Below are 14,203 nucleotides of genomic sequence, written 5' to 3' on the forward strand. Positions count from 1 at the left end.
ACCAATGAGGTGATGCTAATCACAGCTTTTGGGAGAATGTTATTAAGAATGATCCTAAGATTGGCTAAACTTCAAAAGCGACGTGCCAGAATTATAAGAGCATGAATATAGAGCGTAAGATCGGATGAGGGTTTCTCAAATTCTTCAGAAGAAAAAAGCCTTCAAATCTTTCGACTTGAGGGCTTTAAAGCTTGCGGCCCCAGGTATGGTAACCTCGAACAAATTATGCAGGATTGGGTGGATTTGGGAGGTGTTGTAGTTTAGCCATGCTGATATGCTTCCTGCAAAAACGTTGTTATCGGAGTTAGTTTTCTGCCGATAAGTTTTTCCATATCATCACTTACCATCTCTGCATCGCCCTGCGCTTGTGCCAAAATAATGCTAATGTATTCTTCAGGAATGCTTACGCCTTGTTGCTGCAATGTTTTCCTGAATTCTTCTTCCGTCGGGGAGATATAATTAATGGTCTTTCCTGTGAACTCAGAAATATATCTTGCTATATCTTCATATCCGTAGGCTTCCGTATTCACAAAATGATAGGACTTATTTTCATGTCCTTCCATAGCAAGAATGGTTGCGGTTGCCTCCGCCATTTCTGAACGTAAGGCCACACTTATTTTCCCGTTGCCTGCGGGCAGATAAATTATTCCAGTTTCCAGCACATTACCAATAAAGTAGGGTATATACTCCATATACAAACCGTTTTTCAGAATGGTATAGGTTAATCCGCTTTCTTTTAACCACTTTTCAGTTTTAATGTGCGCTTCAACGAAGTTCCATAGTGGAGAATCCTGACCTTCTATCCTAAACTCGCCGCTAGTGTAAATGATATGTTTAACACCTGCATCCATCGCTGCTTTTAGAACCTGTTCATGTTGGGAAGTGCGATTGGGTATGTCAGTTCCAGAAACAAATAGTAACTTATCGATACCTCTGAAGGCTCTCACCAAAGATGAGTAATCATTATAATCTCCCACACGGATGTTTATGCCTTTCTCATTTAGATCTGTCGCTTTTTCTGTATTACGCACTAGTACAGCTATCTGACTGGTTTCAATTCCTTTCTTCAACAAAAAATCAATGGTTAATTTTCCGAAATGTCCCGTTGCTCCTGTTATTAAAATCATCTTTTTGAATTTTTACTTTTAAAAAATACATTTGTTACCTAAAGGAACTATAATAGTTTCAGATGTTAACCTGTTACAAGAAGGTAACAGGCAAAATAGTGGTAACGATATGGTAACTAAAGAACGCAGTTGTAATGACTTTAATAATTGCCCAATAACGACGGCAATGGAGATAATCGGTGGAAAATGGAAACCGGTAATTTTGTATAATCTTCTTTCTGGTACGAGACGGTTTGGTGAAATCGCAATTCGTATTCCGACCATTTCAAGAAAAATACTTACTGAACAATTGAAGGAATTGGAAAGAGACGGATTGGTCATACGCAAACAGTACCAGGAAAACCCACCCCGCGTTGAGTATTCTCTTACTGATAAAAGCAAAAGTCTTATATCCGTGTTTGAGAGGATTGCTGATTGGAGCAATGAACACCTATTGACGAAGTCCCCTCCGGATAGTAAATGATAAACAACCTGAAATCTAACATCGTTTCAATGGCATACTATCTATAATATCCCCCATGCGCTCTGAGCAAACATTTTGAATAAGCAAAAAAATTACGGTTAGTGGTGAGCAGGCTTATGATTTTGAAGAAGTGGCTCAGCTCATTTCTGAGGCAAGCGGCATTAAGATCAGTTACGTTTCTCCATCGGAGGCCGAATTGAAAAAACACTAAAAGATTACGGCTTTCCTCCAACTTTAATCGAACTGAGTTCATTATCTGCTAAGGCAATAGTTGAAGGTGAACTTGATAAAACATCAGATACATTTGAACTGATCAGTGGCCGCAAGCCGATCAGTTTAGCAAACTTTCCTGGCCAACAATATGGTGATGAAAACAATTAAGTAATATTCTATAATTCAAATCAGCTGCGGGGACCCCGCCCCGTCAAACATGGGATCTTTATTTGAAGGCAAACATCCACCAAAGAAAAAAGGACAAACTATCTTTCGATAATTTGTCCTTTCTTGCGGACCGGACGGGACTCGAACCCGCGACCTCCGCCGTGACAGGGCGGCATTCTAACCAACTGAACTACCGATCCTTAATACAGACGGGCCTTTCAGCCGATCTATATCCCCCTTTGGGGAGTGCAAATGTAGCAACATTATTTTCAAACAACCAAATTTTTTTGAAGAAAATCAGAAATTTATTTCCCTGCGGGAGAAATGCAGATCGCTGTTACCCGCTACTGTAGGATATTTTGGACGTAAGCATCTAACGGGAACGGTTATATCACCGGGAAAGAACTATCACCCGGATTTTGATATATTTAAAGTATTTCACATATTGCAGAGGTGTTTGTAAACGACCCGTAAATAAAATGAGTTATACCGGTATCATCACCCTGGCAATTATTCTTACTAATGTGGTTATTTCCTGGAAAGGATTTAAAAGCCGCGCCTTTTTCAATAAGTATGAATTTGAAGTGGAGAGGATCCGGCTATACAGGGAATACCGGCGTTTAATCACCAGCGGATTCCTGCACGTCAGCTGGAAACACCTGATCTTTAACATGATCTCCCTCCTGCTTTTCAGCGGGATGCTGGAAGCGGATATGGGGCCTGCAGCTTACGTTTGTATTTACCTGGGAAGCCTTATCGGGGGGAACCTGCTTTCCCTGTATATTCATCGGCGTGAAAGCGACTATAGTGCGGTAGGCGCATCCGGGGCGATCTGTGGAATCATTTTCGCTTCCATCGTCCTGTATCCGGGTATGATGGTGAGCTTCTTCGGACTGTTTCCCGTGCCGGGATGGGGGTATGGCATTGTGTATATATTGTATTCTATTTACGGCATTAAGTCGCGCCGCGATAATATAGGCCACGACGCCCACCTGGGAGGCGCTATGGCGGGTATGCTCATCGGGCTGATGATAGAACCGGCAGTGATTATGCAGCATATCGCAGTTATTATTGCGCTTACGGTGCCCTGTGTATTCTTCATGTATGTAATTATCCACAAACCTCATATTATCCTGGTTGATAACTACTATTATAATCAACACCATGTGCTGGCGGATATCGATGATGTATATAATGTGGAAAAAGCCAACCGCCAGAAAGAACTGGATGCTATTCTCGACAAAATTCATCACAAAGGGATCAACAGCTTAACCAAAACAGAAAAGGAAAAGCTGGAACGATACTCCCGCCAGATAAGTTAATAACGGAGCAGCCGACGGCCGGTTTCCTGGATGAAACCTGATCCATCCGGACCGGCAGATAGATAGGGGGCATGTGTATCCGCCCAATTTTCATTACTTTAGTGGCGATACCACCAACCTTATCAACCATCAGCGTATTCTGCAACGATAATGCACGATAATATCTATATTGACAAATCACTGTTTCAGCGCATTTCTGAGGGCGATGAAGCGGCGTTTGGTATCCTCTTCAATACTTCCCTGACAACGCTGGAGCCATTTATCCGGAAAATGGTGAAGTCGCCCGAAAACGCCAAAGAAGTGATCCAGGCTACTTTCCTGCGGGTATGGCTTAGCCGCGACAAGCTTGCGGACATCGATCATCCGAAAGCCTGGCTTTATAAAGTAGCCGCCAACGAATGCTACACTTACCTGAAGAAAGAAGCTACTGAATACCGGTTGCGCGGAACAGTAGCGGCAACCGCCGACGAAACCGACACCGCTACCAGGCGGCTTACCTTAAAAGAATTGCATACTATTATAGAGGAAGCCGTGATGTTACTGTCGCCGCAACGGCGGCGCATTTACCAGATGAGCCGCAACCGGGGCATGAAGATCCCGGAAATAGCCACTGAGCTGGATTTGTCGCCCAGCTCCGTAAAAAATGCACTGGTATTTTCCCTGAAAGCCATAAGGGAACACCTGCGCCGCAACGGGCATGCCATCCCGCTTGTTTACCTGATCTTTATCTGTAAATAAAAAATATTTTTAAACAGATAGGTCCTTTATGTCGTCAGCCTATTCTTAATACCGGGGAGCCGTTTAAATCCCGGTTTTCTTTTTACGCATGCAGGAGCAAAGGGTTATATATTTATTGCAGCAGCGGCTTTCCGGGAACGAAACCGCCGCAGAGCAGGAAGAGTTGTACACATTGCTGGAAGATGACGGCAATATGGAAATACTCATGGCCGCGCTCACGGATCTGATGTGGCAGGCCCCTGCTGATACAGCAACGCCGGATACAGCCGCCCGCACCGCTTTACTGCAAAGTATTACCGGCGCCGATCTTACCACTCCTTTTGTGGAAACCGCACAACCCGTGAAAACGGTGTACCGCTTCTGGTGGGCTGCCGCCGTTGTGGCCGGCCTGCTGTTCGCCACCGGTTTATATTTCCTGTTCCGGCCGGTAGCATCCGTAAAAACCACTCCTGCACTCGCACAGCGTTATAAAAACGATATCGCCCCCGGCGGCAATAAAGCCATGCTTACCCTGGCAGATGGCTCCCGCATTGTGCTCGACGAAGCCAAAAATGATACACTCGGCAAACAAGGCAGCACCAGCATCATCAAACTGCAAAACGGACAGGTGCTGTACCATGCCACCGGCGCCACCGCCCCGGTTACTTACAATACATTAAGCACGCCCCGCGGCGGACAATACCAGCTTACCCTGCCGGATGGCACACGGGTATGGCTCAATGCGGCCAGCTCCCTGCATTTCCCCACTGCCTTTACAGGTAACAACAGAATGGTGGAACTCACCGGCGAAGGGTATTTTGAAGTAGCGCCACTATCCGGAAAACCTTTCCTGGTAAAGGCCAATGGCGCCGACATTACGGTGCTGGGCACTCATTTCAATATCATGGCTTACACCAATGAAAACGCCCTGGCGGTAACCCTGCTGGAAGGCGCCGTGAACGTAGGCCGTAACGGTACTATAAAGAAACTGCTGCCCGGACAACAGGCACGCATCAGCAACAATAACAACATCACGGTAACAGGCGCTGATGTGCAGGAAGCCGTAGCCTGGAAGAACGGCTTTTTTATCTTCGACCGCGCCGACATTACCACCGTGATGCGGCAGCTGGAACGCTGGTATGATATAGAAGTAGTGTATGAGGGCACGCCGCCCCAAATGCGCTTTGGCGGCGGTATGCAGCGCAGCCTCCCGCTGTCGGGTATCCTGAAAATCCTGGAAAAGAATGGAGTACTGTTTAAAATAGAAGGAAGAAAAATAACCGTATTACGATCGTAAACAAGCCATATTTTTTAACACTTAAATCTGACCAGCTATTGTATTAGAAGTAATCAGGATCAACTAAAACCAGCGCCATTAAAAAACCAGTGATGGGCAAACATCACTGGTTACAGGCAATAAATTACTCGTGTAAACTCATTTTTATCACCGAAATCAAATGTATGATTTTAACTGCTTTGTTCCAAAACAGAGAAGAGGGATCGTATTCCCTTGTCCGCAGGCCTGATCATCACCACATCAACACTTCCGGAAAGCATCACCACCAATGCAGATCTTACACACCGGTATTTGCCGGTACAATGAAAAAAAATAATCTGCCAACCAAAATTTGGAGGATCATGAGGTTATCTGCTTTATTACTAATGGCAGGCATGCTGCAGGTCAGCGCAAAAAGCACTGCACAACGCGTAACACTGTCTGTCAGAAACACACCGTTATCAACGGTCTTTAACACTATCAACCGGCAAACGGGGTACATCGTTTTTTATAACTACGATGCACTGCAAAGTTCCCGCCCCGTTACGCTGGACATGAAAAACGCTACTATCCAGGAGTTACTGCATGCCTCGCTGATGGGGCAGAACCTGGAGTATGCCATCGAAGACAAAACCATTACGGTTACCCGCATCCTGCCGCGCACACCGGAACTGCCTGCTGCTCCGGCGCAGATAGTGATCACTGGCCGCATTACCGATGAAAACGGTGTTCCGCTGCCCGGCGTTTCTGTAGTGGTGAAAGGCACAGCCAAAGGCACACAAACCAATAACAACGGAGAATATACCGTTGTGGTGAGAGATGAAAATGCCGTGCTGTCGTTCTCTTATGTTGGCTATGAAAAACAGGAACTCGTAGTGGGTAAAAGTGGTGTCATCAGCATACAGCTGAAGCCATCCAATAATAAACTCACCGGCATCGATGTGGTGAACACCGGCTACCAGACCATTTCCCGTGAAAGGGCCACTGGCTCGTTTTCCGTGATCGATCCCTATCGCCTCCGTGCTAAACTGAAGCCGGATGTAAAATCGGCCCTCGAAGGACAAGCTACCGGCGTGGTACTCACCAAAGAAGGCAACCTGGAAATCCGTGGCGTGTCTACCCTGCTGGGCACTGCTGCCAGCGCACCGCTGCTGGTAATTGATGGGTACCCTTCCAGCGCAGGACTGGAATCTCTCAATATCGATAATATAGAATCGATTACCGTGTTAAAGGATGCGGTAGCCGCTTCCATTTACGGCGCCCGTTCTTCCAACGGCGTGATCGTAATTGCTACCCGCTCCGGCAGAAAAGGCGCGTTGCAGGTGGAGTACAAAGGATCTACCGGCATCACGCTGAAACCGGATCTGTCGAACCTCAACAGGGCCTCGTCCGCCGATTACGTCGATGCGGAAATAGAACTCTATAACCAGGACCCTAACAGCTATCTTACTACCTATAATAACTATGGCAGCACTTCCCGTGTCAACTACCTGATGATCGCCAAATCACAGGGATGGATGAACGAAAAAGATGTGAACGCCGAGCTGGATGTGCTGAAGAAAAACGACGGACTGGCGCAGATGGAGAAATATTATTTCAGGAACCAGTTCACGCAGCAACACAATATTTCCTTATCCGGCGGCAGCGAAAAAAGTATGCTCAACGCCGCGGTAAGATATATATCCAATCAGAATAACACGGTCCGGAATTCAGACAACCGCCTCATCTTTGATGTGAAAAACGACTGGCAGCCGCGTAAAGGTGTGAACATCCGCCTGTTCTCCAATGTGAACTACGCCACCTCCGCTTCGCCGGTACGTGGCTGGCAGGATATGCTGGCGTTTACCAACACATCTTTGGTACAGCCGTACAACCTGCTGGTAGACCCGGCCACAGGGGAAACACTGAATGTGCCTTCTAAAAACCAGAAGAAGGAAGACCGGTATGCAGCCTTAACCGGGTTGAAACCACTGTACTACAATCCGCTGGATGACCTGGGACTGGAAACCTATAACACAAAGGCGTTACAGATCCGGTTGGGTGGCAGCGTGAATGTAAAAATCTTCGACGGGTTAAACGTAGAAGCAGGAGGTACCTGGAGCCGCGGCGATGCACAAACCCGCTCACTGTACGATAAAATGTCTTACCGGGTGCGGCTCTGGTACGATGATAATACCTCCATCTCCAATGGTTCCAAACATTATATTCCCGATGGTGCAGTGGTGAATGAAGCCCGCAACTTCAACCAGAGTTACATGTTCCGCACACAGCTGAACTTCAACCGGGTAATTGCCACCAAACACCGTGTAAGCGCTATTGCCGGTAATGAAATAAGCCGGAACACAGCGGATAACAATGCCCTGCCAACCCGCTTTGGATATAACGATCAGGCAGGTACGTTTTCTACTTTTAACTATGCCGATTATAATGCCGGTTCCTATAATGCTGATATGCTGGGCACCAGCAGACCTTCTGCCAGCATAGGCAGTTATGCTTTCCAGGATAACCGTTTTGTTTCCTGGTATGCCAACGGTTCCTATGAGTATAATAACCGCTTTATTCTCAGTGGAAGTATCCGGCTGGATCAAACCAATTTCTTTGGCACCGACCCGCGTTACCGCTACAAACCGTTGTGGTCGGCCGGCGGCACCTATAAACTGGCAGAGGAAAAATTCTTCCAGGTACCATTGATCGATCGCCTGGATCTGCGGGCATCTTATGGTATCAACGGAAATATTTCCCTGAACTCAGGGCCTTTCCTGATCATTACCCCAGGCAGTTATTCCAATTATACCGGAGATGTATCTTACAGTATCTCTTCACCACCAAATAACTCGCTCCGTTGGGAAAAAACAAAAAGCACCAACTTTGGTGTGGATATCTCCCTGCTGAACAGGCGGATCAATGTAACCGCAGATTACTACCTGCGTAACAGCAGCGACCTGCTGGCATCTGACGCCATTGATCCTACCCGTGGCTTTAGTTCCCTGGTAAAGAATATCGGGGAAGTAAGAAATACAGGCTATGAAATCTCCCTGAATGCGGATGTATTGCGTAAACGCGATTTCGTTTGGAATACCTTCCTCAATTTCAGCTACAACAAGAACACGGTAGTTACCTACAATGTTACCTACCAGTATCCTTCTACCATCACCAGCGGCGCTATCAAAAAAGCCGGCGATCCGCTGGATGCCTTGTACAGCTACAAGTATGCCGGCCTGGATAACAACGGCGTGTCGCAGTTTTACACGGCCAAGGGAGAAAAAAGCGGCGGTGGTAATGTGGCAGTAGGCGACCTGATTTACAGCGGTACCCTGCGTCCGAAATATGCGATCAGCTTAACCAACTCCTTCCGCGTACAGCGTTTCGATTTGTCTTTTATGTTTATTGCAAAACTGGGAAATGTATTAAGGAGAGATGCCTTTAGCGGATCTAATATCCTGAATAAACATGTATCGGAAAGATGGAAGCAACCGGGTGATGAAGCCAAAACCATTTATCCGAAACTCAGCAGCTGGAATATGGACATGTTCTATTTCCCTTATTCAGATATTCTGATAGAAAGCGCCAGCTACATGAAACTCCGGGATGTAACATTAACCTACGATCTGAATCCGCAGCTGCTGAAACGTATCGGCTTCACCAGTACCCGGATTTATTTCCAGACAAGGAACCTGTTCATGATCACCGCCAACAGCGATCACCGCGATCCTGAAACATCGGAACTAAACCTGTCCGGCGGCACCGGGGCATTTACGGAACAAGGATTTTCTTCCCTGTCGCTACGGCCGGAATTTTATGTAGGGTTATCATTCAGTCTTTAACAATTAATTACGGCGATCATGAAACAGCGTATACTCATACTGGTTATTATCATGGCAGGAAGTATCAGTTCCTGCACAAAATTCCTGGATGTAAAACCAAAAGGAAAACTGATCCCTTCAGAGGTGGCAGACTTTGATCACCTGCTGGATAACAGCAACATTGCACAATGGGTGTTTATTGACAATAACACTGGTTGTAACCTCGGTTACTTAACAGATAACCTGTCGCTTTCCGATGGGATTGGTAACATTAATTACAAGGCCAATAACCATCCTAACATCGACCGTTACTGGGCGTATGTTTTCAGGCAGCCTTATAAAAATCCGTCTACATCGGATTATTTCTGGGACTGGGGCACTTATCGCTCTATGGCTTATTTTAACAACGTGATTGATGGCGTACGGGCTATTCCCAATCTCAGTACAGAAAACCAGCAATATGCCAAAACGGTAGTGGCGCAGGCGTTGGTAAACAGAGCATGGTCGTACTTTATTACCACCCTGGTATACGGACCTGTATATAAGCCCGGTGCTCCCAACGATACCAAAACCATTCCTTATGTAACCAGCGCTGATATGGGCGCGCCGTTACCGGATCTGTCCACACAGGAACAAGCCTTTGCACAGGTACAGAACGATGTGCTCACCGCTTTGCCGGACATGCCGGAAGTAACCAACTGGCCTTCCCGTCCGAATAAAACGGCGGCGCATGCATTGCTGGCGTACTATCACCTGTTTACACAGAAGTACGACAGCGTGGTGTATTATGCCAATCTCGCGTGGACGGCAGCCAGCAAAGGCGGCACCGATAAACTGATCTATGATTACAACAGCTTTTCGTGGACGGACCCAACCAACCTTATCAACAGCACCATTAAAGGACCGGATAACTTCCTGAGCGCTGCCAATAGCCGCGAAAACCTGCTGTACCGCAACCTCGATGCCGGCGCCGGCAGGTCTTCTTCCAGCTATCCTTCCGATGAAGTGATTGCGTTGTATGACCAGGCCAATGACTTGCGGTTTAAATATTTCTTTTTAACAGCGCCAGGTTATAAAACTACCTACAATAATGTGGTGTATGACGATGGTAACCGTATCCAGTATTATCGCGGTTCCAAAACCAACATGACTGCCGGCTTCAGTTACCCGGAACTGCTGCTGATGCGTGCAGAAGGATATGCCCGCACCAATCAGCTGGCCGCTGCCATCGACGACCTTAATACCCTGCGCCGCTACCGCTACAAAACCGGTACGCCCACGCTTCCGGTAGGTTCCAAAGATGAAGTGATCCAGCAGGTGCTGGATGAAAGAAGAAGAGAGCTGCCCCTGGGTTCATTCAAACGTTTCCTGGACCTGAAAAGACTTTGTCTCGAAACCGGCAAGCCCTGGTGCAAGCCCAAAATACAACATAAGATAGGCACGGAAACACACGAAGGAACCGTGGATTCGAAAGATTTTATTTTAACCATCTCCAACGTGATATTGAAGTTTAACCCGCAATGGAATATACCGTTGGATGGAAGACCATTTTAAATCATAAAATTAAAAACCACATGAAACACATCTTAGTATCAATGCTGGCTTTATTCCCTGCCGCACTGCTGGCCCAGGACGGCACCTACGTGCTGAAAGGGAAAATAGGGACATTGGATGCTCCTGCTAAACTGTTTCTCACTTACCGGGCCAATGGCACTACCGTGAGGGATTCTGCCGCGTTGCAGCAGGGCGTATTTGAATTTAAAGGCAAAGTGGGCGACCCGGTGAAAGCCTCGCTGGTATTGCGCCATGGCCCGCCTACCAATATCATGTCTTATAAATCAGATCTGTTGCAGGTATATCTTGAAAAAGGCACCATTATCGTTAGCGGTAAAGATTCCGTATACAACGCCACCATCAAAGGTTCCCGTCTTAACGACGATCAGCAGCGCCTGCAGGCAAAGCTGAAAGCCACGGCTGCACAAAGGGATCAGCTTACGGAAGATTACATTGCCGCCAAGGAAGAAACCCGTAAATCGCCGGAATTCCGTAAATCTTATGATGAAAAAAGTAAGGCCATCCGCGAAGAAGAGAAGAAAATATACCAGGCGTTTATAAAAGAAAATCCTAAATCACCGGTAAGCCTGGATGCCCTGCAAAGCAGTGCCGGCAGCATTCCTGACAATCCTGCTGAACTGGAAACGGTTTTCAATACTTTATCTGCTGCTGTGAAGGAAAGTAAAAAAGGAAAAGAAGTAGCAGCGCTCATCAATGGCTGGAAACAAACTGCTGTTGGCGCTACTGCACCGGTATTTACACAAAATGATACATTGGGCAAGCCGGTAAACCTCACCGATTTCCGCGGCAAATATGTATTGGTGGATTTCTGGGCCAGCTGGTGTGGTCCCTGCCGTGCAGAAAATCCGCATGTGGTGGCAGCCTTTAATAAATATAAAGATCAGTCCTTTACCATCCTGGGCGTATCGCTGGATCAGGCCAACGGGCACGATGCCTGGCTGAAAGCCATTCACACCGATCAACTCACCTGGACGCATGTATCTGATCTGAAATACTGGGAGAATGAAGTAGCGAAATTGTACGGTGTTCGCGCGGTACCGCAAAATTTCCTGCTGGACCCCACCGGGAAAATAGTGGCTAAGAACCTGCGCGGGGAAGACCTGGATAAAAAACTGGCAGAAATACTGCCGCATTAATAACAGCCGGGTTAATCCCGGCCGTTATTGGTTAAAGGGTTACTACGATCTTTCCTTTCGTAGTACCCTTTTTCATTTCATCGAAGGCGGCGCGCATCTGGTCAAACGGGAATACTTTACCGACGTAGGATTTTATTTTTCCTGATTGCAGCAATCCGGCGATAGCATCAATGGCTTTTTCATCGGAGGTAACGCCGGTGAAGCGCACATCAAAACCCTTTGATTGATAGTATTGGGTGGTGGCTGCCGGCAGGCCATGCGGCAGGAAGAACAGGGCAGCGCCGGGAGCAAAATGTTTTTCATAGAGAGCAGCCGGGAATCTTCCGCCGATGTCCAGTACCAGGTTCAGTTGCAGGCTGCCGGCCTCTTCAAAATTGAAGTGGTTATAATCGATGATGTCGTCTGCCCCCAGCTGACGTACCCAATCGGCGTTAGCGGCGGTAGTTACCGCTATTACATGGGCGCCTGCCGCTTTGGCCATTTGCACTGCATAATGTCCAACGCCGCCTGCGGGTGCAGTGATGAGCACACGGTCGCCTTCTTTTGTCTGGTAATGTGTATGCAGGTTTTGCCATGCCGTAATAGCGGCGAGTGTTGCTGCAGCTGCTTCTGTAAAGGATATGTTGACCGGTTTTTTAGCGAGATGGATAGCCGGCGCCGCAACATAGTCCGCGAATACGCGGCCATGCCCCGGCATCTTTATCATCCCGAATACTTCATCGCCTGTATTGAATTTGGTGACAGCGCTGCCCACAGCCGTTACCACGCCGGCAATATCTGATCCCAGGATCAGCGGTGAAATACCGTCCAGTGCGGGCGCCCAGCTGGCGCGTAATCCGTCAGGAGTGGTATAATCTTCCAGTGTTTTATAATCTACCGGGTTAATGCCAATCGCTTTGGTTTCAATGAGTACTTCGTCTGCAGCAATAGCAGGTATGGTAGTGTGTGAAATGGTGAGGGGGGCGTTTTTATCCAGTCTCTCTAAAATAATTGCTTTCATGTGATCTCCATTTTTTATGAAAGCAAAGCTAGTCAGCCACCTGCCGTTATACCCGTACCGTAAAAGGAAACAGCAGTAACAGGATGGGATGCCCCTTACGCAGCGGCAGTTTATTACTTACATTTACAGTATGGAAAAGGTACACGACCCATTTAGCATCAGCGTTACCACCCTGGAGCGCTGGGAAAAACGTAACCGCAGGAACAACTTTTTTGAGCTGGTGTATATCCTCGAAGGCAGCGGGGAACAGCAGGTAGAGTATACCCGTTCCCGTTACAACAAAGGAAGTATTTTCCTGTTGCCGTCTTCCGACTGTCATACTTACCGGATAGACCAGCCCACTACTTTCCTGTTTATTCAGTTCAATGCCAGTTTTTTTTCGGGAGAACAGGACTGCGTGATAGATTTCGGGAAATGGTTCTGCCGGCTCAATTTCATTATTGGGAATTATAACCGCAAAGCAGGGGAGCTGATCAGCGGGGAGAATGATAAACAGCATCTCATCCGTTTACTGGAGTTGCTGATGTATGAGCAGCAGCGTTCCGACAATCATTCGCGGCGCATTATGCAGGGGCTGATGGTGGCGGTGCTGGAACTGATAGCCCGCAATGTGGCGATGGTATTGCCTGGAGAGCAGGGAATGGAAGGCAAACGGTTCGCGGAAGTGCTGCTGCATATCCAGTTCCATCTGCTCGACGAAGAAAAAATTACGTTGTCTTATTTATGCCAGCGTTTCAATATCTCCGCTACTTATTTCAGTGAGTATTTCAAACGGAACGCCGGTGAAACTTACCAGGAGTTTGTACTCCGTTCCAAATTAAAACTGGCCGAGGCAAAGGCATTGTACACCGACCTGTCCTTTAAGGAAATTGCGTGGGATCTTGGCTTCACCGACAGCAGTCACCTGAATAAAATGATGAAACGGTTTTACCAGAAGGGGATGAGCGATATCCGGAGGCAGGCTATGCACGGCGCCGCCTGATGGCTATTTGACCTTTTCAAAATCATAATGTCCTTTGATGTGTTTGTTGAGATAGATGCCCTTTGAGCCGGACGACTTCATAGCTAAGTATACCGCTTCGGGCACGTCTTTATAATCATATACCATTCCTGATACGAATATGATCCGGAGCGTGCGCGTGTCTGCATTATATATCATATGGGCTACCACAGATGAAGGCATACCGGGGCCGGTTCAATTATCATACCGGTGCGTTCATCAATGGATGGGTTCCCGGCGGCTCCCGGTAATTAAAATGCAAACGTTTGTCATTTTACAGCACCTGGAATTATTTTGCTTTTTTCTGATGGAAAATTAACATTAACTTAATAAGTTCTTGCATAATTTGGATAATTATATCCAACTAATTAAAATTTTCATAAAAGTTCTTGTAAAATTTAAA

The 14,203-nt window shown here is 47.0% G+C and carries 11 protein-coding genes and 1 tRNA gene; 8 read left to right on the forward strand and 4 right to left on the reverse strand.

The features are described 5' to 3' along the window. Positions 1-260: 260 nt before the first annotated feature. The gene (locus PV783_RS08695; protein WP_079469137.1) at positions 261-1,127 is read right to left on the reverse strand and encodes an SDR family oxidoreductase; all 867 of its coding nucleotides are present in this window, start codon (positions 1,125-1,127) and stop codon (positions 261-263) included. A gap of 31 nt (positions 1,128-1,158) precedes the next feature. On the opposite strand from PV783_RS08695, the gene PV783_RS08700 reads away from it, so the two are divergent. Further along, positions 1,159-1,590 carry a winged helix-turn-helix transcriptional regulator gene (locus PV783_RS08700; protein ID WP_235015890.1) on the forward strand — a complete coding sequence of 144 codons (432 nt, stop codon included), beginning with the start codon at positions 1,159-1,161 and terminating at the stop codon, positions 1,588-1,590. Between the two features lie 507 nt (positions 1,591-2,097). Here the strand turns inward: PV783_RS08700 and PV783_RS08705 are convergent. Beyond that, a tRNA-Asp gene (locus PV783_RS08705) sits at positions 2,098-2,171 on the reverse strand. 279 nt (positions 2,172-2,450) lie between these two features. Between PV783_RS08705 and PV783_RS08710 the strand changes: the two genes are divergently transcribed. The 6 genes from PV783_RS08710 (at position 2,451) to PV783_RS08735 (ending at position 11,800) form a co-directional block, all read left to right on the forward strand. Next, positions 2,451-3,293 carry a rhomboid family protein gene (locus PV783_RS08710; protein WP_079469136.1) on the forward strand — a complete coding sequence of 281 codons (843 nt, stop codon included), beginning with the start codon at positions 2,451-2,453 and terminating at the stop codon, positions 3,291-3,293. 150 nt (positions 3,294-3,443) lie between these two features. Then, complete coding sequence (locus tag PV783_RS08715; RefSeq protein ID WP_079469135.1) at positions 3,444-4,031, forward strand: RNA polymerase sigma factor; 588 nt, start codon at positions 3,444-3,446, stop codon at positions 4,029-4,031. Between the two features lie 88 nt (positions 4,032-4,119). Continuing rightward, the gene (locus PV783_RS08720) at positions 4,120-5,307 is read left to right on the forward strand and encodes a FecR family protein (RefSeq protein WP_420987742.1); all 1,188 of its coding nucleotides are present in this window, start codon (positions 4,120-4,122) and stop codon (positions 5,305-5,307) included. A 341-nt stretch (positions 5,308-5,648) separates the two neighbouring features. Beyond that, complete coding sequence (locus PV783_RS08725) at positions 5,649-9,110, forward strand: SusC/RagA family TonB-linked outer membrane protein (RefSeq protein ID WP_168771225.1); 3,462 nt, start codon at positions 5,649-5,651, stop codon at positions 9,108-9,110. Positions 9,111-9,128: 18 nt separating this feature from the next. Further along, positions 9,129-10,643, forward strand: coding sequence for a RagB/SusD family nutrient uptake outer membrane protein (locus PV783_RS08730; RefSeq protein WP_420987743.1), 1,515 nt, complete (start codon positions 9,129-9,131; stop codon positions 10,641-10,643). A gap of 20 nt (positions 10,644-10,663) precedes the next feature. After that, positions 10,664-11,800, forward strand: coding sequence for a TlpA disulfide reductase family protein (locus PV783_RS08735; RefSeq protein WP_111577389.1), 1,137 nt, complete (start codon positions 10,664-10,666; stop codon positions 11,798-11,800). 31 nt (positions 11,801-11,831) lie between these two features. Here the strand turns inward: PV783_RS08735 and PV783_RS08740 are convergent, their stop codons facing one another. Beyond that, complete coding sequence (locus tag PV783_RS08740) at positions 11,832-12,800, reverse strand: NADP-dependent oxidoreductase (RefSeq protein WP_420987744.1); 969 nt, start codon at positions 12,798-12,800, stop codon at positions 11,832-11,834. A 130-nt stretch (positions 12,801-12,930) separates the two neighbouring features. On the opposite strand from PV783_RS08740, the gene PV783_RS08745 reads away from it, so the two are divergent. Beyond that, positions 12,931-13,782 (forward strand): AraC family transcriptional regulator, encoded by an 852-nt coding sequence (locus PV783_RS08745; RefSeq protein ID WP_420987745.1) that lies wholly within the window; start codon positions 12,931-12,933, stop codon positions 13,780-13,782. A gap of 3 nt (positions 13,783-13,785) precedes the next feature. On the opposite strand, the gene PV783_RS08750 is transcribed toward PV783_RS08745, so the two are convergent. Continuing rightward, complete coding sequence (locus PV783_RS08750) at positions 13,786-13,983, reverse strand: KTSC domain-containing protein (RefSeq protein WP_363430536.1); 198 nt, start codon at positions 13,981-13,983, stop codon at positions 13,786-13,788. Between the last annotated feature and the right edge of the window lie 220 nt (positions 13,984-14,203).

Source organism: Chitinophaga sp. CC14 (assembly GCF_048957795.1).
Classification (GTDB): Bacteria; Bacteroidota; Bacteroidia; order Chitinophagales; family Chitinophagaceae; genus Chitinophaga; species Chitinophaga ginsengisegetis.

Coding starts and splice junctions, on each gene's coding strand:
- PV783_RS08695 (WP_079469137.1), bottom strand. CDS start 1,127: ATGATTTTAATAACAGGAGCAACGGGACATTTCGGAAAATTAACCATT.
- PV783_RS08710 (WP_079469136.1), top strand. CDS start 2,451: ATGAGTTATACCGGTATCATCACCCTGGCAATTATTCTTACTAATGTG.
- PV783_RS08715 (WP_079469135.1), top strand. CDS start 3,444: ATGCACGATAATATCTATATTGACAAATCACTGTTTCAGCGCATTTCT.
- PV783_RS08720 (WP_420987742.1), top strand. CDS start 4,120: ATGCAGGAGCAAAGGGTTATATATTTATTGCAGCAGCGGCTTTCCGGG.
- PV783_RS08725 (WP_168771225.1), top strand. CDS start 5,649: ATGAGGTTATCTGCTTTATTACTAATGGCAGGCATGCTGCAGGTCAGC.
- PV783_RS08730 (WP_420987743.1), top strand. CDS start 9,129: ATGAAACAGCGTATACTCATACTGGTTATTATCATGGCAGGAAGTATC.
- PV783_RS08735 (WP_111577389.1), top strand. CDS start 10,664: ATGAAACACATCTTAGTATCAATGCTGGCTTTATTCCCTGCCGCACTG.
- PV783_RS08740 (WP_420987744.1), bottom strand. CDS start 12,800: ATGAAAGCAATTATTTTAGAGAGACTGGATAAAAACGCCCCCCTCACC.
- PV783_RS08745 (WP_420987745.1), top strand. CDS start 12,931: ATGGAAAAGGTACACGACCCATTTAGCATCAGCGTTACCACCCTGGAG.
- PV783_RS08750 (WP_363430536.1), bottom strand. CDS start 13,983: ATGCCTTCATCTGTGGTAGCCCATATGATATATAATGCAGACACGCGC.